Source organism: Bacillus sp. EU63, assembly GCF_038592915.1.
GTDB lineage: Bacteria > Bacillota > Bacilli > Bacillales > Bacillaceae > Bacillus > Bacillus velezensis.
In genome coordinates this window covers 2824949-2845456 of the sequence record NZ_CP151944.1, presented here as the reverse complement: position 1 = coordinate 2845456, position 20508 = coordinate 2824949, and the positions used below count along the sequence as shown (strand labels likewise).

The 20508-nt window shown below is 47.1% G+C and carries 23 protein-coding genes and 1 other annotated feature; of the genes, 20 read left to right on the top strand and 3 right to left on the bottom strand.

The window, feature by feature from the left end; genetic code table 11:
* The first annotated feature begins 21 nt into the window (after positions 1-21).
* From mutM to coaE, 3 genes are all read left to right on the top strand, one after another.
* Complete coding sequence (gene mutM / locus NYE38_RS14110) at positions 22-852, top strand: DNA-formamidopyrimidine glycosylase (RefSeq protein WP_021494431.1); 831 nt, start codon at positions 22-24, stop codon at positions 850-852.
* Between the two features lie 136 nt (positions 853-988).
* Complete coding sequence (ytaF, locus tag NYE38_RS14105; RefSeq protein WP_003152461.1) at positions 989-1621, top strand: sporulation membrane protein YtaF; 633 nt, start codon at positions 989-991, stop codon at positions 1619-1621.
* Positions 1622-1636: 15 nt separating this feature from the next.
* Positions 1637-2230, top strand: coding sequence for a dephospho-CoA kinase (gene coaE / locus NYE38_RS14100; protein ID WP_017418339.1), 594 nt, complete (start codon positions 1637-1639; stop codon positions 2228-2230).
* A 38-nt stretch (positions 2231-2268) separates the two neighbouring features.
* Here coaE and NYE38_RS14095 read toward each other — a convergent pair whose 3' ends face one another.
* Positions 2269-3111, bottom strand: coding sequence for an aldo/keto reductase (locus tag NYE38_RS14095; protein WP_025649716.1), 843 nt, complete (start codon positions 3109-3111; stop codon positions 2269-2271).
* A gap of 58 nt (positions 3112-3169) precedes the next feature.
* Positions 3170-4369 (bottom strand): MFS transporter, encoded by a 1200-nt coding sequence (locus NYE38_RS14090; protein WP_071181922.1) that lies wholly within the window; start codon positions 4367-4369, stop codon positions 3170-3172.
* 183 nt (positions 4370-4552) lie between these two features.
* On the opposite strand from NYE38_RS14090, the gene NYE38_RS14085 reads away from it, so the two are divergent.
* From NYE38_RS14085 to thrS, 9 genes are all read left to right on the top strand, one after another.
* Complete coding sequence (locus tag NYE38_RS14085) at positions 4553-4939, top strand: winged helix-turn-helix transcriptional regulator (RefSeq protein WP_003152469.1); 387 nt, start codon at positions 4553-4555, stop codon at positions 4937-4939.
* A 207-nt stretch (positions 4940-5146) separates the two neighbouring features.
* On the top strand, positions 5147-6169 hold the full coding sequence (locus NYE38_RS14080; protein WP_017418337.1) for a glyceraldehyde-3-phosphate dehydrogenase: 1023 nt from the start codon (positions 5147-5149) through the stop codon (positions 6167-6169).
* 238 nt (positions 6170-6407) lie between these two features.
* On the top strand, positions 6408-6788 hold the full coding sequence (gene speD / locus NYE38_RS14075) for an adenosylmethionine decarboxylase (RefSeq protein ID WP_003152471.1): 381 nt from the start codon (positions 6408-6410) through the stop codon (positions 6786-6788).
* Between the two features lie 248 nt (positions 6789-7036).
* Positions 7037-7495 carry a transcriptional regulator NrdR gene (gene nrdR / locus NYE38_RS14070; RefSeq protein ID WP_003152473.1) on the top strand — a complete coding sequence of 153 codons (459 nt, stop codon included), beginning with the start codon at positions 7037-7039 and terminating at the stop codon, positions 7493-7495.
* 111 nt (positions 7496-7606) lie between these two features.
* A complete protein-coding gene (locus NYE38_RS14065; RefSeq protein WP_017418335.1) occupies positions 7607-9016 on the top strand; it encodes a replication initiation and membrane attachment family protein in 1410 nt (469 codons plus the stop codon).
* Positions 9017-9040: 24 nt separating this feature from the next.
* Positions 9041-9976: a primosomal protein DnaI gene (gene dnaI / locus NYE38_RS14060; protein WP_012118157.1), complete on the top strand. Its 936-nt coding sequence runs from the start codon at positions 9041-9043 to the stop codon at positions 9974-9976.
* Between the two features lie 31 nt (positions 9977-10007).
* Positions 10008-10649, top strand: a complete 642-nt coding sequence (locus NYE38_RS14055) for a TVP38/TMEM64 family protein (RefSeq protein ID WP_007408086.1) — start codon at positions 10008-10010, stop codon at positions 10647-10649.
* A 65-nt stretch (positions 10650-10714) separates the two neighbouring features.
* Positions 10715-11545: a putative sporulation protein YtxC gene (gene ytxC, locus NYE38_RS14050; RefSeq protein WP_017418333.1), complete on the top strand. Its 831-nt coding sequence runs from the start codon at positions 10715-10717 to the stop codon at positions 11543-11545.
* Positions 11546-11954: 409 nt separating this feature from the next.
* Positions 11955-13886, top strand: coding sequence for a threonine--tRNA ligase (thrS, locus tag NYE38_RS14045; RefSeq protein WP_025649713.1), 1932 nt, complete (start codon positions 11955-11957; stop codon positions 13884-13886).
* Between the two features lie 54 nt (positions 13887-13940).
* On the opposite strand, the gene NYE38_RS14040 is transcribed toward thrS, so the two are convergent.
* A complete protein-coding gene (locus NYE38_RS14040) occupies positions 13941-14735 on the bottom strand; it encodes an HAD family hydrolase (protein WP_017418329.1) in 795 nt (264 codons plus the stop codon).
* 186 nt (positions 14736-14921) lie between these two features.
* On the opposite strand from NYE38_RS14040, the gene NYE38_RS14035 reads away from it, so the two are divergent.
* The 8 genes from NYE38_RS14035 to NYE38_RS14000 all read left to right on the top strand — a co-directional run bounded on the left by NYE38_RS14035 (position 14922) and on the right by NYE38_RS14000 (position 20498).
* Positions 14922-16703 (top strand): sensor histidine kinase, encoded by a 1782-nt coding sequence (locus NYE38_RS14035; protein WP_017418328.1) that lies wholly within the window; start codon positions 14922-14924, stop codon positions 16701-16703.
* Positions 16681-17415 (top strand): LytTR family transcriptional regulator DNA-binding domain-containing protein, encoded by a 735-nt coding sequence (locus NYE38_RS14030; RefSeq protein WP_014418602.1) that lies wholly within the window; start codon positions 16681-16683, stop codon positions 17413-17415. The genes NYE38_RS14035 and NYE38_RS14030 overlap by 23 nt, the downstream gene beginning before the upstream one ends.
* 129 nt (positions 17416-17544) lie before the next feature.
* Entirely contained in the window at positions 17545-17982 is a 438-nt protein-coding gene (lrgA, locus tag NYE38_RS14025; protein WP_017418327.1) for an antiholin-like murein hydrolase modulator LrgA, read from the top strand.
* A 12-nt stretch (positions 17983-17994) separates the two neighbouring features.
* A complete protein-coding gene (gene lrgB, locus NYE38_RS14020; protein WP_007408093.1) occupies positions 17995-18678 on the top strand; it encodes an antiholin-like protein LrgB in 684 nt (227 codons plus the stop codon).
* Positions 18679-18859: 181 nt separating this feature from the next.
* Positions 18860-18990, top strand: a sequence feature (ribosomal protein L20 leader region).
* Positions 18991-19048: 58 nt separating this feature from the next.
* On the top strand, positions 19049-19570 hold the full coding sequence (infC, locus tag NYE38_RS14015; protein WP_071543361.1) for a translation initiation factor IF-3: 522 nt from the start codon (positions 19049-19051) through the stop codon (positions 19568-19570).
* 12 nt (positions 19571-19582) lie between these two features.
* A complete protein-coding gene (gene rpmI, locus NYE38_RS14010; protein ID WP_003152493.1) occupies positions 19583-19783 on the top strand; it encodes a 50S ribosomal protein L35 in 201 nt (66 codons plus the stop codon).
* A 31-nt stretch (positions 19784-19814) separates the two neighbouring features.
* The gene (rplT, locus tag NYE38_RS14005) at positions 19815-20174 is read left to right on the top strand and encodes a 50S ribosomal protein L20 (RefSeq protein WP_007613019.1); all 360 of its coding nucleotides are present in this window, start codon (positions 19815-19817) and stop codon (positions 20172-20174) included.
* Positions 20175-20231: 57 nt separating this feature from the next.
* On the top strand, positions 20232-20498 hold the full coding sequence (locus NYE38_RS14000) for a DUF1294 domain-containing protein (RefSeq protein WP_007613018.1): 267 nt from the start codon (positions 20232-20234) through the stop codon (positions 20496-20498).
* The last annotated feature ends 10 nt before the right edge of the window (positions 20499-20508 follow it).

The following is a 20508-nucleotide window of genomic DNA, read 5'->3' as shown; positions in this document are numbered from 1 at the left end:
GAGAAAAAGGAAGTGATGATTGTGCCGGAATTACCAGAAGTTGAAACGGTCCGGCGCACTCTGACCGGTCTTGTGAAGGGGAAAACGATTGAATCGGCGGATATCAGATGGCCGAATATCATCAAAAAACCCGCCGAGCCGGAGGAATTCGCGCGGCAGATTGCAGGAGAAACGATCCGATCCATCGGAAGAAGGGGAAAGTTTTTGCTTTTCCATCTGGATCATTATGTCATGGTGTCCCACCTGCGGATGGAGGGGAAATACGGTCTTCATCAGGCCGATGAGCCTGACGATAAACATGTGCACGTCGTGTTTCACATGACGGACGGAACACAGCTCCGCTACCGGGATGTCCGGAAATTCGGCACGATGCATTTGTTTGCGCCGGGAGAGGAACAAAATGCATTACCGCTTTCACAGCTCGGGCCCGAACCCGATGATGAAGCATTTACCGCTGCTTATTTAAAAGAGCGGCTTGCAAAAACGAACCGCGCGGTGAAAACTGCCCTGCTCGACCAAAAAGCGGTCGTCGGCCTCGGCAATATTTATGTCGATGAAGCTTTATTCCGGGCGCGGATTCATCCTGAGACAAAAGCGAACAGTCTGTCAGACGGGCAGATAAAAACGCTTCATACAGAAATTAAAGACACCCTTCAGGAAGCGATTGACGCGGGCGGGAGCACCGTCCGGTCTTATATCAATTCTCAAGGGGAAATCGGAATGTTTCAGCTCAAACATTACGTATACGGCAAAAAGGATGAGCCGTGCAAGTCGTGCGGCACGATGATTTCTAAAATCGTGGTCGGCGGAAGAGGGACGCATTTTTGCGCCCGCTGCCAAAAAAAATCATAAACTGAAGCTGTTCAAGCAGGCGGCAGCAGAATGAATTTTTTCTAACACAGTTGATGACCTTTCTCCATATATATATTGTGATTCACCCAATAGGCATATGTCACAATTGCCGATCAAGAGAAAGGGAGAAACGGATATGGAGATTGTTTCTTTGCTGCTTTTGGCTTTTGCTGTCAGCTTGGACAGTTTTTCAGTCGGGTTTACGTATGGTTTGAGAAAAATGAAAATCCCGTTCAAAGCGATTGCCGTGATCGCTTGCTGTTCAGCCTCTGTGATGTTTATATCCATGCTGATCGGCCATTTTCTGACAAAGATTTTTCCCGTATCCGTCACGGAAAAACTGGGCGGGCTGATCTTAATCGGAATCGGGGCATGGGTCATCTGGCAATTTTTTAAACCGGCTAAAGAGCCGGATTACTTATTGCATGAAAAAACGCTACTTAATCTTGAAGTGAAATCGCTCGGCATCGTGATTCACATTTTGAAAAAACCGACCAGCGCCGATATTGATCAATCCGGAACCATTAACGGAGTCGAGGCGCTTCTGCTCGGTATCGCCTTATCCATTGACGCGTTTGGCGCCGGGCTGGGAGCGGCCATTCTCGGCTTTTCTCCGGTTATGATGAGCGTGACTGTCGGGCTGATGAGCTCGCTGTTTGTTTCACTCGGCATAAACGCGGGGCATTTGCTCTCAAGATGGAATTGGATAGATAAAATGACATTTTTGCCGGGAGTCCTGCTGATTATCATCGGGATTTGGAAAATGTAAGAAGGAGTGGGCTTTTTGAGCTTGGTCATCGGTTTAACGGGAGGCATCGCAAGCGGCAAAAGCACGGTAGCGCGTATGCTGATCGACAAAAAAATAACAGTCATTGATGCGGATGTCATCGCAAAACAGGCGGTGGAAAAAGGAATGCCGGCTTACGGACAAATTGTGGAGGCATTCGGAAAAGACATCCTGCTGGAAAATGGCGATATTGACAGAAAAAAACTCGGTTCTATCGTTTTTACTGACGAACAGAAGCGTCTGAAGCTGAATCAGATCGTTCATCCGGCGGTGCGTGCGGAAATGCTGAAACAGCGGGATGAAGCCGTTGCGCGAAAAGAGCAGTTCGTCGTTTTGGATATACCGCTTTTGTATGAAAGCGGGCTTGATTATCTTGTCGGCAAGGTGCTCGTCGTCACCGTACCGGCAGACATTCAGCTCAAACGGCTGATGGAGCGGAATTCCCTTACAGAAGAAGAAGCGATGAGCCGGATAACGTCGCAAATGCCTTTAGCGGACAAAACAAAAAAAGCTGACGCCGTCATTGATAACAGCGGCAGTCTTGAACATACAAAGCACCAGCTTGAGGAAGTATTGAGCGGCTGGGCATAAACAAACACCGTTCGGAAAGCCGAACGGTGTTTTTCTGGTTAAAAATCAAAATTGTCAGGGTCAGGACCGACACGGAGATTTTCGTTCAGATCATCAATCCGCTTCATATCGTCAGCTGACAGTTCGAATTCAAAGACATTTGCATTTTCTTCAATACGGTGTTTTTTAGTTGATTTCGGAATGGTGATAACACCGTTTTGCAAATCCCAGCGCAAAATCACTTGAGCGGCTGATTTGCCGTACTCCTCAGCGATCTCTTGTAAGACGGGGTGATCAAGCAGCTGCCCTTGCATCAATGGCGACCACGCTTCAAGCTGAATGCCTTGTTCAGTGCAGAAAGCAAGCAGTTCTTTCTGTGTCAGACGCGGATGGTACTCCACCTGGTTGATCATCGGCTTGGTTTCCGTTTCTTTCATGAGATGTTTCAGATGGTGAATTTGGAAATTGCTGACCCCGATCGCCTTAATGCGTCCATCCCGGTAGAGGGTTTCGAGCGCCCGCCACGCATCGATGTACTTTCCTTCGACAGGCCAATGGATCAAATATAAATCCAAATAATCTAAACCGAGTTTTTCTAAGCTTGTGTCAAACGCTTTTAACGTTTCTTCATATCCTAAATCGGCATTCCATACTTTTGACGTGACAAAAATGTCTTCACGTTTTAATCCCGCTTCTTGCAGCCCTTGGCGGATGCCTTCGCCGACACCTTCTTCATTTCCGTAAATCGCGGCGGTATCGACGCTGCGATAGCCGTGCACCAATGCCGTTTTCACCGCGTTGACGAGTTCCGCGCCTTCCTTTACTTTGAAAACTCCGATGCCGAACCAAGGCATCTCTACTCCGTTATGCAATGTTGCTTTTGCTTGTAAATGTGTTGTCATGTATATATTCCTCCTATTAGTTGTCTGTTGAAACAATCAAAATGCGCTGAAGAAAAACTCACCTCCTTTCAAGGGCAGTGCGATCCCGCTTTTCAAGCTTCCTGCTCCATCCGGTTAATACGACCGCGCTGAGCACCATCAGCGCCCCGATCCAAGCGGTATGAATGATTCCGATTGAGTCTGTAATGATTCCGCCGGCAAACGAGCCGATCGCGATTCCGGCATTAAATGCCGCGATATTTAAGGCTGATGCTGTATCAACGGCGCTCGGCGCAAAACGTTCACTCAGCATCACGACATATACCTGAAGCCCCGGCACATTCATAAACGCCAACAGCCCCATGAAAATAATGGTGATCAGCCCGGCTGTTTTAAATGGCGCGGTAAAAGTCAGAACAAACAGCACAGCAGCCTGGACAATGAACATATAAAACAAGGCTTTCAGCGGATTCCGGTTTGATAAACGGCCGCCAATCATGTTTCCGATGGCAATCGCAATTCCGTAAATGAGCAGGATGGCCGCGACAGTTTCTTTCTGAAAACCGGTTACCTCCTGAAGAAGCGGAGATAAATACGTAAACACGACAAACGTTCCGCCGTAGCCTAACGCGGTAATAATAAATAAAAGCAATAACCGGCAGTTTGTGACGAGTTTGACCTGCTCGGAAAATGCGGTTTTCGTCCCTTTGCGCAAATGTGACGGAACGAGAAGCGCGTTTGTGAGGAATGCAATGATTCCTACCGCCACAATGACGGCAAATGCGATTCTCCATCCGAATTGCTGGCCGAGATAGGTGCCGAACGGAACACCGGTCACCGTAGCCACCGTCAGCCCCGTGAACATGATGGAAATCGCGCTTGCTCTTTTATGCTCCGGCACGATATTGGCGGCGATTGTTGCTCCGATTGACATGAAAATGCCGTGGGAAAACGCCGAAATGACCCGTGCCGCCAGTAAGACGCCGATTGAGGAAGCGCTCGCTGCGAGTGTATTTCCGGCGATGAAAATTAACATCACCCAGAGCAGCAGCGTTTTCCGCGACATGCCGGATGTGAGAGACGTTAAAACCGGCGCGCCGAATGTCACGCCCAGAGCATACATGGAAACGGTAAGTCCCGCCGTTGTGACAGGTATATGCAGATCTTGAGATATAAGCGGCAGCAGCCCGACGCTGATAAATTCGGTTGTGCCGATCGCAAAAGCGCTGACGGCTAATGCCAGCAGCGCTGGTAAATAGCTTTGGCGATGTGAAGACATCTATTTTCCTCCTTGAACGATAATGTATGGTTGAAATGATGCCGGGTAAACGATATAAGTATAAGAGTACATTCCTTTTCAGCCGGCAAATGTCATTATGATTGATAGAAGTGTCATTGAAAAGAACGTACTTTTAAGTGCCATAGGCACTTTTTAGTTCCTATAGATGAGGAGGAATTACCGTTGCTGAAGAAAAAATACAATATATCCGTAGAGGCGGCGCTTGAAGTGATCGGCGGAAAATGGAAGTGTGTGATCCTCTGCCACCTCATGCGCGGGAAAAAACGGACAAGCGAATTGAAGCGGCTTATGCCGGACATCACCCAGAAGATGCTGACACAGCAATTGCGGGAGCTGGAAGCTGACGGCGTCATCAACCGGATCGTGTACAATCAGGTGCCGCCGAAAGTGGAATACGAGCTGAGTGAATACGGGCACAGTCTGGAAAGAATTTTAAATGCGCTGTGTGACTGGGGCGCGATGCATATTGCTAAACGGTACGGCGAGGTGTCTTCCGTTTTAGAGGACAGCATTTTAAATGACAAATTTAAAGAACCGGGACAAATATAAGAAAAAAGCAGGCAGCCTGAGACGCTGATCCTGCTTTTTTTATGGAAGAAAGATCATTTTATATGCAAAAAAACCGATTGAACAACATATTGATCGGTATAAGGGTGGATTTTTATCAAGTTGTACTGGCGGATTTCTTTTAATGTGTTATACTATATATAAATAAAGGTAAATTAGAGTGGCATATTAAAAAGGGGTGACCTGAGCATGAAGGTAAAAGTAGCAATCAACGGGTTTGGAAGAATCGGAAGAATGGTGTTCAGAAAAGCAATGGAAGATGATCAAATTCAAATAACAGCCATTAATGCAAGCTATCCCCCGGAAACGCTTGCTCATTTGATAAAGTATGACACAATTCACGGCAAATACGATCAAGAAGTTGAGACTGCCGACGACAGCCTGATCGTCAACGGAAAACATATTATGCTGTTCAATCGCCGGGACCCGAGAGAGCTTCCGTGGAAAGAATGCGGAATAGACATCGTCGTAGAAGCAACGGGGAAATTTAATTCAAAAGAAAAAGCGATGAGCCATATTGAAGCAGGGGCGAAAAAAGTCATTTTAACGGCTCCGGGCAAAAATGAAGACGTTACCATTGTCATGGGAGTAAATGAAGAGCAGTTCAACCCCGATGAACATGTCATTATTTCAAATGCATCCTGCACGACAAACTGCCTTGCGCCGGTCGTCAAAGTGCTTGATCAGGAATTCGGGATTGAAAGCGGCCTGATGACGACTGTTCACGCTTACACGAATGATCAAAAAAATATCGACAATCCGCATAAAGATCTGCGGAGGGCTAGAGCGTGCGGAGAGTCCATCATTCCGACTTCTACAGGCGCCGCCAAAGCGCTGTCGCTCGTGCTGCCTCATTTGAAAGGAAAACTTCACGGTCTCGCTTTGCGTGTTCCCGTTCCGAATGTGTCATTAGTGGACCTTGTCTGCGATCTGAAAACAGATGTGTCGGCCGAGCAAGTGAACGCCGCTTTCCAAGGAGCCGCAAAAACGTCGATGTACGGAATTCTTGATTATTCGGATGAGCCGCTCGTTTCTTCGGATTATAATACGAATTCACACTCTGCGATCATCGACGGACTGACAACGATGGTGATGGAAGACCGAAAAGTAAAGGTGCTCGCCTGGTATGACAATGAATGGGGATATTCCTGCCGTGTCGTTGATCTTATCCGTCACGTCGCCGCGCGAATGAAACACCCGTCAGCTGTGTAGACTAAAGATCATGGACATTTGTTAGAAAAAAACCCTTAACGGCATATTCGCAAAAAACACACCTTGCAAAATAAACTTAAACACAGTATACTATCTTTCGTGAACTTCTTGCTCGTGACTGCTTCGGAATTACTTAAAGGGTTAGGACCTCTCCGGACTAACTTTCCCCCGTGGTAAATGGCCGGGTCAGTTCTCGGAAATTCACTTTTTTAATTCTTGTTAAGGGGGGTCCATGATTATGGAAACAATGGGGCGTCACGTCATCTCCGAGCTGTGGGGATGCGATTTTGATAAGCTCAATGACATGGATTTTATTGAAAAAACGTTTGTAAATGCTGCTTTGAAATCAGGAGCTGAGGTGCGCGAGGTCGCATTTCACAAATTTGCACCGCAAGGCGTAAGCGGAGTCGTTATTATCTCTGAGTCACATTTAACGATTCACAGTTTTCCTGAACACGGATATGCAAGCATTGATGTTTATACTTGTGGAGACCTGGATCCTAATGTGGCTGCGGATTACATTGCGGACGCATTACATGCAGATACAAGAGAAAACATTGAAATACCGAGAGGAATGGGGCCTGTACAGATTAAACAGGCACAAGCGAAAGTACTGTAATTTTCAAAACGCAAACACAAGGGAGCTAAGCTGAAAAAGCCATTACGCGCTTTGAAGCTGATGCTCCTTTTCTAATGTAAAAAAACAGCATTGCTTTTTCTTTAAGCATTTTTTTTGTAAAATAGAAAAGATAAGGCCGGTCTATCGGCTCTCCCAACAAATAGGCTCATCCTAGAAACGTTGGCGGGCATTTACCGGAAGCTTGCGAACCGCATTACAGCAACGAAACAGATGGGAGCTGATCCAATTTGAAATGTCCTTCATGCCAGCATAACGGTTCCCGCGTACTTGATTCACGGCCTGCGGACGAAGGGAAATCAATCCGCAGAAGGCGGGAATGCGAAGCCTGCCATTACCGCTTCACTACATTTGAGAAGTTTGAAGAGATGCCTCTGATCGTCGTGAAAAAAGAAGGCGTCCGGGAAGAATTCAGCCGTGAAAAAATGCTGCGCGGGTTAATTAAAGCTTGTGAAAAAAGGCCCGTTCCTTTAAAAACATTGGAAGACATGTGCTTTGACATTGAAAAAGAGCTGAGAAACCAAGGTGTATCTGAAGTCAAAAGCGAACTTGTCGGAGAAATGGTAATGGACCGTCTGGCGAAAATCGATGAGGTGTCTTATGTCCGCTTTGCCTCCGTCTACCGGCAGTTTAAGGATATAAACGTGTTTATCGATGAATTGAAAGATTTAATAAAGAAAGAACGCTGAGAGAGCTAAGAGATTGTGTCTGGCTCTTTTCTCATGAGCAAAATTGGCATTTGATAGATCGCAGAAACGGTGTAAAATGAGAGTAGAAACATATCGGAAGGTTTGAGAATCATGGCTGACTATTGGAATGACGTATTGCCTGTAGATCCTTATACGGTCAAAAGCCGTTCGCTTCTTCAGGATGTCGACAGACAGGTTTTGACACATCTGTACCAGCCGCTGATCGGTTCTTTTGCATTCTCCCTTTATATGACCTTATGGGGAGAGCTTGAGCAGAACCGCTTGTGGGGAGCGGAATCCACGCACAGGCAGCTGATGGGCATGATGCAGTCAAATTTAAAAAAGATTCATCATGAACAGGGAAAGCTTGAAGGAATCGGGCTGCTGAAAGTGTATATCCGGGAGTCCGAGCAAAAAGAGCGGATGTTTATTTATGAGCTGCTGCCCCCGCTCAGACCGAATGATTTTTTTGAAGACGGCATGCTGAATGTCTTTCTTTATAACAGAGTCGGTAAAACGAAATACCAGCAGCTGAGACAATTTTACACGCATCCTTCCGTCGGCGCGGACGCAAGGGAAATTACCCGTCCTTTTAATCACGCTTTTGCCTCTTTTCAGCCGAGTGAATGGAAAATGACGCCTGATATGGAAGAGGCGATGAAGCTACCCGAGGACTATGAGACGGCGTCTGTCGGACAAGCGCCTTCCTATACGGTGACGGAGGAAGTGTTTGATTTTGAGCTTTTCATGGCGGGACTGTCAGAAACGATGATACCGCGCAAATCAATCACGCAGGACGTGCGGGAGAGCATTAAAAAGCTTTCATATTTATACGGAATAGATCCTATCTCCATGCAGCACGTCGTCATGACCGCAATTAATGAACAGGATACGATAACGGCCGAAGCGCTGAGGAAAGCGGCCAGCGACTGGTATCAAATTGAAAGAAGCGGGAAGCTTCCGGAACTGATTGATAAAACACAGCCTGTCACCTTGAGAGAAAACCGGACGGAAAAGGACGATTCATTGAACGGCGAACTCATCGCACAGCTTGAGACCATATCACCGAGAAAGCTTCTTCAGGACATTGCGGACGGAACCGAGCCGTCAAAAGCCGACTTGCAGATTATCGCTGATATTATGTTCGAACAAAAGCTTGAGCCCGGCGTCACCAATGTGCTGATTTATTATGTCATGCTGAAAACGGATATGAAGCTGTCCAAAAACTATATCCAAAAAATCGCCGCCCACTGGGCCAGAAAGAAAGTCAAAACGGTACGGGAAGCAATGAAGATCGCAATAGAAGAGCACAGGCAATATCTTGATTGGGCGGACGGCAAAACAAACGGCGCGGCGCGCGGCAAAAAAACCGTCCGGGAAGAAAAGCGTCCTGATTGGATGAAAGAAGAAGAAACCGGGAAGAAACAAGAACAGCCGGCTCTTTCCGCGCAGGATCTTGAAGAACAGAAGAAAAAAATGATGGAAGAAATGAAAAAACTGAAAAAATACTCTGCCTATTGAGACAGAGAAGCGGGGTGATATTGAATGGAACCGATCAGCCGATCCTTAGAAGGCGTGACGAAAAGACCTGACTTTCAAAAACGCCTGGAACGAATGCAGCAGCAAGTCATGGCCGACGAAGACGTCCAGGCTTTTTTGAAGGAACAGAAAGATGTAATCAATCAAAGCATGATTGACAGAGGGTTAAATAAACTGTACGAATTCGTTCAGCAAAGCAAACAGTGCGCCTTCTGCTCGAAAGACAGCCGGACGAACAGCCTGCTTGAAGGCTATCATCCGAAGCTTGTGATCAACGGGCGTTCCATTGATATTGAATATTACGAATGTCCGGAAAAGAGAAAGCTCGACCGCCAGAAAAGACAAAAGTCCCTGATGAAGAGCATGTATATCCAGCAGGATCTTCTCGGCGCGACGTTTCAGCAGATCGACATTACCGATCCGAGCAGAGTCGGCATCTTCCAGCATGTGACGGATTTTCTGAAGAGCTATAATGAAACGGGAAAAGGCAAAGGGCTGTATCTGTACGGAAAATTCGGAATCGGAAAGACATTTATTTTAGCCGCCATTGCCAACGAGCTGGCGGAAAAAGAGTATTCATCAATGATCGTATATGTTCCCGAATTTGTCAGAGAGCTGAAAAACTCGCTCCAGGATCAGTCGTTGGAGGCGAAACTGAATATGGTGAAAACGACGCCCGTACTGATGCTTGATGACATCGGGGCGGAGTCAATGACAAGCTGGGTCAGGGATGAGGTCATCGGCACCGTGCTTCAGCACAGAATGAGCCAGCAGCTTCCCACTTTCTTCTCGTCTAATTTTTCACCAGACGAGCTGAAGCATCATTTTACGTATTCACAGCGGGGAGAAAAGGAAGAAGTAAAAGCGGCAAGACTGATGGAGCGGATTTTATATTTGGCTTCGCCCGTCCGTCTTGACGGGGAAAACCGCCGCCGTTCATGATGCCGGCGTCCAATGGGAAGGATTTGAGGGAATGAGGAATAAGAAGGCTGTCACTTGGGCTGCGGCTGCGGCGGGAGCGGGCCTTTTGCTGTGGGCAAACCGCAAATATCTGAATCTGTCGCCTAAGGAGATCCGGCTGTGGGTGTTATCGTTCGGTGTTTTTGCGCCGCTTGTGTTTATCGGAATTTCCATTGTCAGGCCTTTTGTGCTGTTTCCCGTATCAATCGTTTCCGTCGCCGGAGGATTGGCGTTCGGCCCGTTTTTCGGCACCGTGTATACGCTGGCGGGCTCAATGGGCGCTGCCGCCGCGTCTTTTTTTGCGGCGGGGCTGTTTGCCTTTAATGAGAAAAGCCGTCATGGAAAAATGGAAGCCATTCAAAAGCAGATGAAAACCAATGGCTTCTTTTATATTTTTATCCTGCGCATTCTGCCTGTTAACTTTGATGTGATCAGCTATGCCGCGGGCCTATCGAAAGTCAGGCCGATGACGTATTTTTTGGCGACCGCAGCGGGCATTATTCCGGGGACGATCGTCCTGAATGTGCTCGGCGCGAGCTTTATGTCCGGCAATGTGCTGACCGTACTCGGCGTGATCTGTCTTTACATCGTATTTTTATCGCTTCCCGTTATATTTAAAAAGAAGGTGCGCCATTTGTTCGGCGGTGAAAGCTAACCTTTACGTCTATTTTAAAAACATCCCCCATATACTTGTAACAGATGCCGTAAGGGGGGACAAATATGCTTGAAGTGATCTTTGAAGATGACCACGATACCGCCGCTTTTTTACATCTCATTCAGCAATCGGACGACCGGAGACATTTTATTGTCCGTGAAGGCATAAAAAAAGTCGGAATCGCAAGGTCTGAAACGGCTTTTTGCGTTCAGCGCTTTATTGAGCCGATACTTGTCAGGTTTTTTTTGGAATGCAAAGAAGACGAGCATATGCTTTCGCTTATTGAGGACGCATACTGCTTCACCGATCAGGATGAACAGCAGCAAATCCTTCAGCTTGCACACAGCATTATGGAAGGAGAGCTTGAGGATCATCCGTTCGAGCCGAAGAAAGAGCCGCGCACACAGTTTATTTCAGATGCGCTCCGGACGATTTCACTTGATGCGGGTGTTTTTTCCGTGCGTTCGTTTCAGACGTTCCGGCTCGGCAGGTATTATGAGCGGCTCAGAGAATACGCGGAGGCTGCGATAGATGAATATCGGATGGAACAGGAATATCAAAACTTTATCCAATCTCTGAGAGATTATGTGACATCCAATCCGCCGCGGATGAAGAAAGTCCGCATCGTACATGACCGGGCTTTTACGCTGTGGGAGCTGCGCTATTTGTCAGAACGGGAACAGAAAAAATACATAGACAGACGGTTTGTGCGGGAGCACCCGATGTATATAGATTCCCATCTCCTTGCGCCGCTGATCTCCATTGCGCCTGAGATGGTAGAACTGTATACGGACAAACCGGAGCATATGATGTCCAGAACGATTCAAAACGTGTTTCAGGAGAGGGTGCGCCTTTTTCCGCTGGGCGCGTTTGCAGCCGAGAAGACGGAAGGATAGCCGCACGGACGGCCTTGTGTAAGCGGCAGGGCTGTCTGTGCGAAATCAGACGGAAAACCGAGTTGCATTTTTCTCGCAGACATTTTATAATACATAAAAGATTAATGATTGCTACACGTATTGATAAGGACATGAAGCATTGATACCGGCTTTATAAGAGAGGAGAGCCCAGGCTGAAAGCTTTCCAGCTATGGATCATTGTCTTTACCGCCTTTGAACTTCAGCTGTGAACGCCGGAAGAAGCGCCAGTAATAGCTGACGGGAACTCCCGTTACAGAGTTTAGAGCTGCAGGTGCCGAAACAATCGGCCGTGCGGAAAAAAGGGTGGAACCACGATTCCGTTTATTTAACCTCGTCCCTTTCATAGGGGGCGGGGTTTTTGATTTGCATAAAAAAAGGAGTGACGAAGATGTCAGATATGATCAACATCACATTTCCGGACGGAGCGGTAAAGGAATTTCCGAAAGGAACAACAACAGAAGATATCGCGGCATCCATCAGTCCGGGATTAAAGAAAAAGTCTTTAGCCGGAAAACTGAACGGACAGGAAATTGATTTAAGAACGCCGATTCAAGAGGATGGTGCCGTAGAAATCATTACAGAAGGCACAGAAGAAGGCTTGAACATCATGCGGCACAGCACGGCGCATTTATTGGCCCAGGCGATTAAACGCATTTATAAAGATGTGAAATTCGGTGTCGGCCCCGTCATTGAAAACGGGTTCTATTATGACGTTGAAATGGAGCAGGCGCTGACGCCGGATGACCTTCCGAAGATTGAAAAAGAAATGAAACGCATCGTCGGTGAAAATCTGCCGATTATCCGAAAAGAAGTGAGCCGTGATGAAGCAAAAGCCATGTTTGCGGAAATCGGCGATAATCTGAAGCTTGAACTGCTGGATGCCATACCGGAAGACGAAACGGTCTCCATTTATGAGCAGGGCGAATTTTTTGACCTGTGCCGCGGCGTGCACGTGCCGTCTACAGGCAAAATTAAAGAATTTAAGCTGCTGAGCCTTGCGGGCGCATACTGGCGCGGCGACAGCAAAAACCAAATGCTTCAGCGCATTTACGGCACGGCCTTCTTTAAAAAGGATGACCTGAAAGAGCATTTGCGGATGCTTGAAGAAGCGAAAGAGCGCGACCACCGAAAACTGGGCAAAGAATTAAAATTGTTCGCCAACTCTCAAAAAGTCGGACAAGGCTTGCCGCTCTGGCTGCCGAAAGGCGCAACCATCCGCCGCGTGATCGAGCGCTACATTGTGGATAAAGAGCTGAGCCTCGGTTATGAGCACGTCTATACGCCTGTTCTCGGAAGCAAAGACCTGTATGAAACATCAGGCCACTGGGATCATTATCAGGATACAATGTTCCCGCCGATGGAAATGGACAATGAAACACTCGTGCTCCGTCCGATGAACTGTCCTCACCATATGATGATTTATAAACAGGACATTCACAGCTACCGCGAGCTTCCGATCCGGATTGCAGAGCTGGGAACGATGCACCGATACGAAATGTCCGGGGCGCTTTCAGGTCTTCAGCGCGTACGCGGCATGACGTTAAATGACGCGCACATTTTCGTCCGCCCTGATCAGATTAAAGAAGAATTCATCCGCACGGTCCGTTTGATTCAAGACGTATACGAAGACTTCGGACTGAGTGATTACACATTCCGCCTGTCTTACCGTGATCCTGAAGATACGGAAAAATATTTTGATGATGATGAGATGTGGAACAAAGCGCAGTCCATGCTGAAGGCGGCAATGGATGAGATGGGGCACGACTATTATGAAGCGGAAGGCGAAGCGGCGTTTTACGGCCCTAAGCTTGACGTGCAGGTGAAAACGGCGATCGGCAAAGAAGAGACATTGTCAACTGTACAGCTTGACTTCCTTCTTCCGGAACGCTTTGATCTCACTTACGTCGGAGAAGACGGCAAACAGCACCGCCCTGTCGTTATTCACCGCGGCGTCGTGTCAACGATGGAGCGTTTCGTTGCTTTCTTAATCGAAGAGCACAAAGGCGCCCTTCCGACATGGCTTGCGCCGGTGCAATTCCAAGTCATTCCTGTATCACCGTCCGTGCATCTTGACTATGCGAAAAAAGTGCAGGAGCGCCTGCAGCGTGAAGGCCTGCGTGTCGAGCTTGACAGCCGGGACGAAAAAATCGGCTATAAAATCCGTGAAGCGCAAATGCAAAAAATCCCGTACATGCTTGTGGTCGGTGACCAAGAAGCGGAAAACGGCGCGGTAAACGTCCGGAAATACGGTGAGCAGAAATCAGAAACCGTCTCATTGGACGATTTTGTGAAAAAGGCTGTAGCCGAAGCGAAAAAATAACCGGAAATACAAAAAACCCCGTTCATTCAGAATGGGGTTTTTTTGCGTATAACATTATCTTTCTTTTTGTTTCTCTATAATCGCAAACAGCTCGTGAAGATCGCTGATCACGTAATCAGGGGCAATGTCCGTATCATTTTTCTTTTGCGTCCGGTTTACCCAGACTGTCGTAATGCCTGCCCGTTTCGCTCCCAATATATCAGTATTGAGGTTATCTCCGACCATAATGGCGTCTTCTTTTTTCAGGTTCAGGAGGCCGAGGCAATGTTCGAATATGGAGGCGTCGGGTTTCCCTTTTCCGAAAGCGCCTGAGATGACGATTTCATTAAAATAAGGCGCGAGCTCAGGAACGCCGGCGAGTTTTTCTTTCTGCAGGCTGGGGTCGCCGTTTGTCAGCAGAAGCAATTCATAAACACCTTTCAGCTTATCAAGCACTGCAAACGTTTCATCATACACGTACGGACGCTGTCTGCGTTCCGCCGCGAAAAACTCCGCCAAATATTCGCCGTAAGCCGCATCGTCTATACCGACGCTTTTTAAGCCGTTCGTCCAGGCGTTTCGTCTGTATTCCGGCGCAATCCGATTCAGCTTTTTAAACCCTTCGCTGACCGGCTCGGAAAAATTCGCCCACAATCCTTCAAACGGATTAATGCCGATCATGACCGTATAAGGATAGGTTTCGTATGACATATACAATTCCCGTGCCGCTTTCCGAACCGCCTCTTCAAATGTATGCGGGTCAAGGCCATATTTTTTTTCCGCTTGTAAACATGTTTCCCTGAATGTTGTTCTGACGCTTTTTTCATCCCATAACAGTGTATCGTCCAAATCAAAAAATACGGCTTTCATGATCTTCTCCTCTTTGTTATATTCTGAAACTCTCTGCCGCAAGGCTCCCGTTTATTCTACAATAGATATATAGACTGTGAAAGATTTGTTTTCAGATGATTTGAAAAAAACAGGCAGGTTTGTGTCAGATTCTGTCTCAGGCTCTAAAACGTGATAAAATAAAATTTGAAAGAACAGGTGAAAAGTATGCTGCATTTGATCATCATGATGCTGGAAAGAGTCGGAATTATCGTCATATTGGGATTTGTTCTGGCTCATACCAGATTGTTCAGACAGGCGCTCCAGCAGCCTGAGAGCTATAAAGGCAAAGCGGTGCTGATTTCAATTTTCTCGCTGTTCAGTATCATCAGCAACTATACGGGAATAGAAATTCAGCGGAATACAATCATGAATAATGACTGGGTGTTTCAAATTAATCCGTCAGGTTCAATTGCCAATACAAGAATTATGGGCGTTGAAATCGGCGGACTCTTAGGCGGCCCGTATGTGGGAATCGGCGTCGGCATACTGGCCGGCCTCCATCGTTTATCACTCGGCGGCGCGACCGCAGTCAGCTGTGCCGTCTCATCCGTTTTAGCGGGCATTTTGTCCGGCTGGATCGGACGGTATTTCAGAAAACGCTATGCGATGCCGACACCGCGGGTGGCCGCGCTTGTCGGACTCGGAATGGAATCGCTGCAAATGCTGCTCATCCTCTTGATGGCCAAGCCGTTTTCTGATGCTTGGACGCTTGTGAGCATCATCGGCATCCCGATGATATTGGTAAACGGGTCAGGGACTTTTATTTTTCTTTCGATCATTCAGTCGATTATCCGGAAGGAAGAACGGGCGAGAGCCCTTGAAACCCACAGGGTGCTGATGATTGCCGATCAGACGCTTCCGTTTTTCCGCCAGGGGCTGAATGAAAGCTCATGCAAAAGCGTCGCCGCCATCATCCACAGGCAAACGGGAACGGACGCGGTATCGCTTACGGATAACGAAAAGATTTTGGCGCACGTCGGCGCGGGTGCCGACCATCATATTCCGTCTGAAAGCCTGATCACCGGATTGTCAAAACGCGTCATTAAAACGGGTCATATTATGAAAGCGACATCAAAGGCAGAAATTGAATGCACGCACGATCCCTGTCCGCTGCATGCGGCGATCGTATTGCCGCTGACGTCAAACGGCAAAACGATCGGGACGCTGAAAATGTACTTTAAAAGCCCGTCAGGTTTAAGCCGGGTTGAAGAAGAGCTTGCAGAAGGACTCGCCATGCTGTTTTCCACCCAGCTTGAACTCGGCGAGGCGGAACTGCAGAGCAAATTGCTGAAAGACGCAGAAATAAAGGCGCTTCAAGCACAGGTCAATCCGCATTTTCTGTTTAATGCGATCAATACGATTTCTGCTCTTTGCCGTACGGATGTGGAAAAAACCCGAAAGCTTCTGCTGCAGCTCAGCGTCTATTTCCGTTCCAATCTGCAGGGGGCAAGGCAGCTGCTCATCCCGCTTTCTAAAGAACTGAACCATCTGCAGGCATATTTATCATTGGAGCAGGCCCGTTTTCCCGGGAAATATAAAATCAGCCTTGAGATCGAACGCGGTTTGGAGGACATCGAAATTCCTCCTTTTGTGCTGCAGATCCTCGTCGAAAATGCGCTCCGCCATGCATTTTCAAGAAAGCAGGACAGCTGTGCCGTCAATGTCAGCGTGGTATCCGCCGGTCAATCGGTTTTAATGCGGGTTGGAGATAACGGGCGGGGAATTGATCCGGAATTGCTGTCCGTGCTCGGAAACCGTCCGCTCCCGTCTAAAGAAGGGACGGGAACCGCGCTTTACAATTTAAATCAGCGGCTGATCGGGCTGTTCGGCCCCAAAGCAGCCCTGCGATTGGAAAGTGAGGCCGGCAAAGGTACGGACGTATCATTTGAGCTGCCTTTGAAACTGATGACTAAAGGAGAAGAACATGCTGAAGGTGTTAATCGTTGATGATGAAATGCTGGCAAGAGATGAATTAGCTTATTTGCTGAAACGGACGAATGAAGTAAGTGACATAAACGAAGCAGAAAATATTGAATCCGCTTTTGACAGTATGATGGATCAAAAACCGGATCTGCTGTTTTTGGACGTTGATTTGTCAGGAGAAAACGGATTTGACATTGCCAAACGGCTGAAAAACATGAAAAATCCGCCGGCCGTCGTTTTTGCAACGGCGTATGACCAATTTGCTTTAAAAGCCTTTGAAGTCGACGCGCTCGATTATTTAACGAAGCCTTTTGATGAAGAAAGAGTGCGCCAGACGATCAGAAAGTTTAAAAGAGTGAAGCAGGACAGGGCAGGAGCCGTCTCAGAGCAGCCGTCCGCAGCCGGAGCGCATAAACTGGCTGTATCAGCCGGTGAATCTATTGTCATTTTAGATACGAAGGACATTATTTTCGCCGGCATGGAGGACGGACACGTTTCTGTCAAAACGTTTGCCGCTTCTTATTCCGTTCATGAAACTTTGGCGGTCATTGAGAAAAAACTGCCTGATACGGGTTTCTTGAGAGTGCACCGCGCGTTCATCGTGAATACGGAGCATATTACTGAAATTCATCCGTGGTTTAATTCGACGTACAATCTTATCTTAAAAGACGGCTCTAAAATTCCCGTCAGCCGTACATACGCCAAGGACTTAAAAAAGCTGCTTCATATTATATGAGGCGGCTTTTGCATTTCAGCAGCCGTTTTTTGCATTTCAGAATGAATATTCAGCCGTTTGTTATGAAAGCGCTTTAAAAGGCGATTTCTCTTTTATAATGGACCTAACAAAGAGAAAGAGGTGAAGAAAATGAGTGCGAAAAAAGTGTACGGATTTCTGACACAAGCATTTATTTTTGCCGTAATTATGCTCATATCTAATGGGATTGCAGCGATTGTCCCCATTCCTATACCCGCTTCCGTAGTAGGTTTGGTGTTATTATTTGTCCTCTTATGTCTGAAAGTGATTAAGCTTGAACAAGTAGAAACGCTGGGAACATCATTAACGTCACTGATCGGATTTTTATTTGTCCCGTCGGGCATCTCCGTGATGAATTCACTTGGCGTCATGCAGCAGTACGGCGTGCAGATCGCACTCGTCATCTTACTCGCCACCATCATTCTGTTAGGGGCCACGGGCCTTTTTTCTCAGCTGATCTTGTCTGCCAGCCAAAAACGTCAGAAGACTGCTCCTGAAAAACAAACGGTGCGCCGTTCCAATCAGGAAAAAGAACTTGTGCAGCATTAGGAGGGAAATCGGATGAGTCCATATTTCGGTATTGTCGTTTCACTTGCGGCCTTTGGCATCGGCACGTATTTATTTAAAAAAACGAGAGGCTTTTTCCTCTTCACCCCGCTGTTTGTCGCAATGGTGCTTGGAATCCTTTTTCTGAAGCTCGGCGGTTTTTCATATGAAGATTATAAAAGCGGGGGAGACATTATTAAATTCTTCCTGGAGCCCGCAACGATCGCTTTTGCCATCCCTTTATACAAACAGCGTGACAAACTGAAAAAATACTGGTGGCAGATCATGTCTTCTATCATTGTCGGCTCTATCTGCTCAGTGACGATTGTCTATTTGATCGCAAAAGGCATTCATCTTGACGCGGCCGTTATGAAAAGCATGCTTCCGCAGGCGGCGACAACGGCAATTGCCCTTCCGCTGTCAAAAGGAATCGGCGGCATCACCGATATCACCGCTTTCGCCGTCATTTTCAACGCCGTTATCGTCTATGCTCTGGGCGCTCTATTCTTAAAACTGTTTAAAGTAAAGCACCCAATCTCTAAAGGACTGGCTCTCGGCACATCAGGACACGCACTCGGTGTTGCGGTCGGTATTGAGATGGGGGAAGTAGAAGCGGCAATGGCAAGTATCGCGGTTGTCGTCGTGGGAGTGGTGACGGTGCTGGTCATTCCGGTATTCGTTCAGCTCATCGGAGGATAAACCCGGGTCATAGACCCGGGTTTTTTATTGTCCGGCAGCATCCGCGTGCGGCAAAGAACGAAATTTCACATTTTTCCTTGCGCTCGCCCCGGCATCGTGTTAAAATGAAAAAGTTGATCCGGAGAAGTCATTCTTGACTAATGATCCGGTATTGTGTAGAATAGTTATTGAATTGAATATAAATCACAAGCAGAGGCACCCGCTTCTCACCTGATTGACACATTCATGTAGTTGGCAGGTTGACCGTACATTTTTATTTATGCAGATGTTCGTAGTGTGGGTGTGTTGTCATGCCCGCACTTTTTGTTTGCCTGCAGAATGCAGTCAAAAAGCGTTGTGAATCAATTCGAAGAAACTATGGAGGTGGCTCATTATTAGCAAAGATCAATTGGTTAATGAGGGTATCCGTGCACGTGAAGTTCGTCTGATCGGACAAAATGGCGATCAGCTCGGCATCAAGTCCCGTCAGGAAGCACTTGAAATCGCCGGCCGCGCAAATCTTGACCTTGTGTTAGTTGCAGCAAATGCAAAACCGCCTGTCTGCCGCATCATGGACTACGGTAAGTTCAGATTCGAGCAGCAGAAAAAGGACAAAGAAGCACGCAAAAATCAAAAAATCATTAACTTAAAAGAAGTTAGATTAAGTCCGACGATCGATGAGCATGACTTTAACACGAAATTGCGCAATGCGATTAAATTCCTTGAAAAAGGCGATAAAGTGAAAGCTTCTATCCGCTTTAAAGGGCGCGCAATCACTCATAAAGAAATCGGCCAGCGCGTATTGGACCGTTTCTCTGAAGCATGTGCGGAAGTTGCGACAGTCGAAACAAAACCAAAAATGGACGGCCGCAGCATGTTCTTAATGCTCGCGCCGAAAAACGAAAAGCAATAAGGAGGAAATCCCATGCCAAAAATGAAAACTCACCGCGGATCTGCTAAACGTTTTAAAAAGACAGGTTCTGGGAAGTTAAAACGTTCTCATGCATATACAAGTCACTTATTCGCCAACAAATCCCAAAAGCAAAAGCGTAAGCTTCGCAAGGGTGCTATTGTAAGCGCAGGAGACTTCAAACGCATCAAACAACAGCTTGCTAACATCAAGTAATCGGACAAGGAACAATTAGGAGGGAAATATAATGCCAAGAGTAAAAGGCGGAACTGTGTCGCGTCAGCGTCGTAAAAAGGTTCTTAAATTAGCAAAAGGTTATTTCGGTTCAAAACATAGATTATACAAAGTAGCAAACCAGCAGGTCATGAAATCAGGAAACTATGCATTCCGTGACCGCCGTCAGAAAAAACGTGATTTCCGTAAGCTCTGGATCACTCGTATCAACGCTGCTGCACGTATGAACGGTCTTTCTTACAGCCGTTTAATGCACGGTCTTAAGCTTTCAGGCATCGAAGTAAACCGCAAAATGCTTGCTGATCTTGCTGTAAACGATCTTACTGCTTTCAATCAGCTTGCTGATGCTGCTAAAGCTCAGTTAGACAAGTAAGTTGAAAAAGCCGCTCTCTTTCCGGGAGCGGTTTTTTTACGTAAAGGGTGACAATCAATGGCTCTCTTCATTTACGCCGTATTGATAAACGGATACGGCTTTTGGATCATGGGCGCTGATAAAAGAAGAGCAAAGGCACACCGGTGGAGAATATCAGAGAAACGAATATGGCTCACAGCCGCCATGTTCGGCTCACTCGGCGTATGGATCGGCATGCGCACCTTCAGGCATAAGACGAAACACAAATCCTTTTTATACGGGGTGCCGCTGCTTTTTCTCACTGAAGCCGCCCTTGTGCTGATGTATTTGATGTATAAAACATAAAAAGCAGGAG

Coding starts and splice junctions, on each gene's coding strand:
- ytaF (WP_003152461.1), top strand. CDS start 989: ATGGAGATTGTTTCTTTGCTGCTTTTGGCTTTTGCTGTCAGCTTGGAC.
- NYE38_RS14095 (WP_025649716.1), bottom strand. CDS start 3,111: ATGACAACACATTTACAAGCAAAAGCAACATTGCATAACGGAGTAGAG.
- NYE38_RS14090 (WP_071181922.1), bottom strand. CDS start 4,369: ATGTCTTCACATCGCCAAAGCTATTTACCAGCGCTGCTGGCATTAGCC.
- NYE38_RS14080 (WP_017418337.1), top strand. CDS start 5,147: ATGAAGGTAAAAGTAGCAATCAACGGGTTTGGAAGAATCGGAAGAATG.
- speD (WP_003152471.1), top strand. CDS start 6,408: ATGGAAACAATGGGGCGTCACGTCATCTCCGAGCTGTGGGGATGCGAT.
- NYE38_RS14065 (WP_017418335.1), top strand. CDS start 7,607: ATGGCTGACTATTGGAATGACGTATTGCCTGTAGATCCTTATACGGTC.
- dnaI (WP_012118157.1), top strand. CDS start 9,041: ATGGAACCGATCAGCCGATCCTTAGAAGGCGTGACGAAAAGACCTGAC.
- NYE38_RS14055 (WP_007408086.1), top strand. CDS start 10,008: ATGAGGAATAAGAAGGCTGTCACTTGGGCTGCGGCTGCGGCGGGAGCG.
- ytxC (WP_017418333.1), top strand. CDS start 10,715: ATGCTTGAAGTGATCTTTGAAGATGACCACGATACCGCCGCTTTTTTA.
- thrS (WP_025649713.1), top strand. CDS start 11,955: ATGTCAGATATGATCAACATCACATTTCCGGACGGAGCGGTAAAGGAA.
- NYE38_RS14040 (WP_017418329.1), bottom strand. CDS start 14,735: ATGAAAGCCGTATTTTTTGATTTGGACGATACACTGTTATGGGATGAA.
- NYE38_RS14035 (WP_017418328.1), top strand. CDS start 14,922: ATGCTGCATTTGATCATCATGATGCTGGAAAGAGTCGGAATTATCGTC.
- NYE38_RS14030 (WP_014418602.1), top strand. CDS start 16,681: ATGCTGAAGGTGTTAATCGTTGATGATGAAATGCTGGCAAGAGATGAA.
- lrgA (WP_017418327.1), top strand. CDS start 17,545: ATGAGTGCGAAAAAAGTGTACGGATTTCTGACACAAGCATTTATTTTT.
- lrgB (WP_007408093.1), top strand. CDS start 17,995: ATGAGTCCATATTTCGGTATTGTCGTTTCACTTGCGGCCTTTGGCATC.
- rpmI (WP_003152493.1), top strand. CDS start 19,583: ATGCCAAAAATGAAAACTCACCGCGGATCTGCTAAACGTTTTAAAAAG.
- rplT (WP_007613019.1), top strand. CDS start 19,815: ATGCCAAGAGTAAAAGGCGGAACTGTGTCGCGTCAGCGTCGTAAAAAG.
- NYE38_RS14000 (WP_007613018.1), top strand. CDS start 20,232: ATGGCTCTCTTCATTTACGCCGTATTGATAAACGGATACGGCTTTTGG.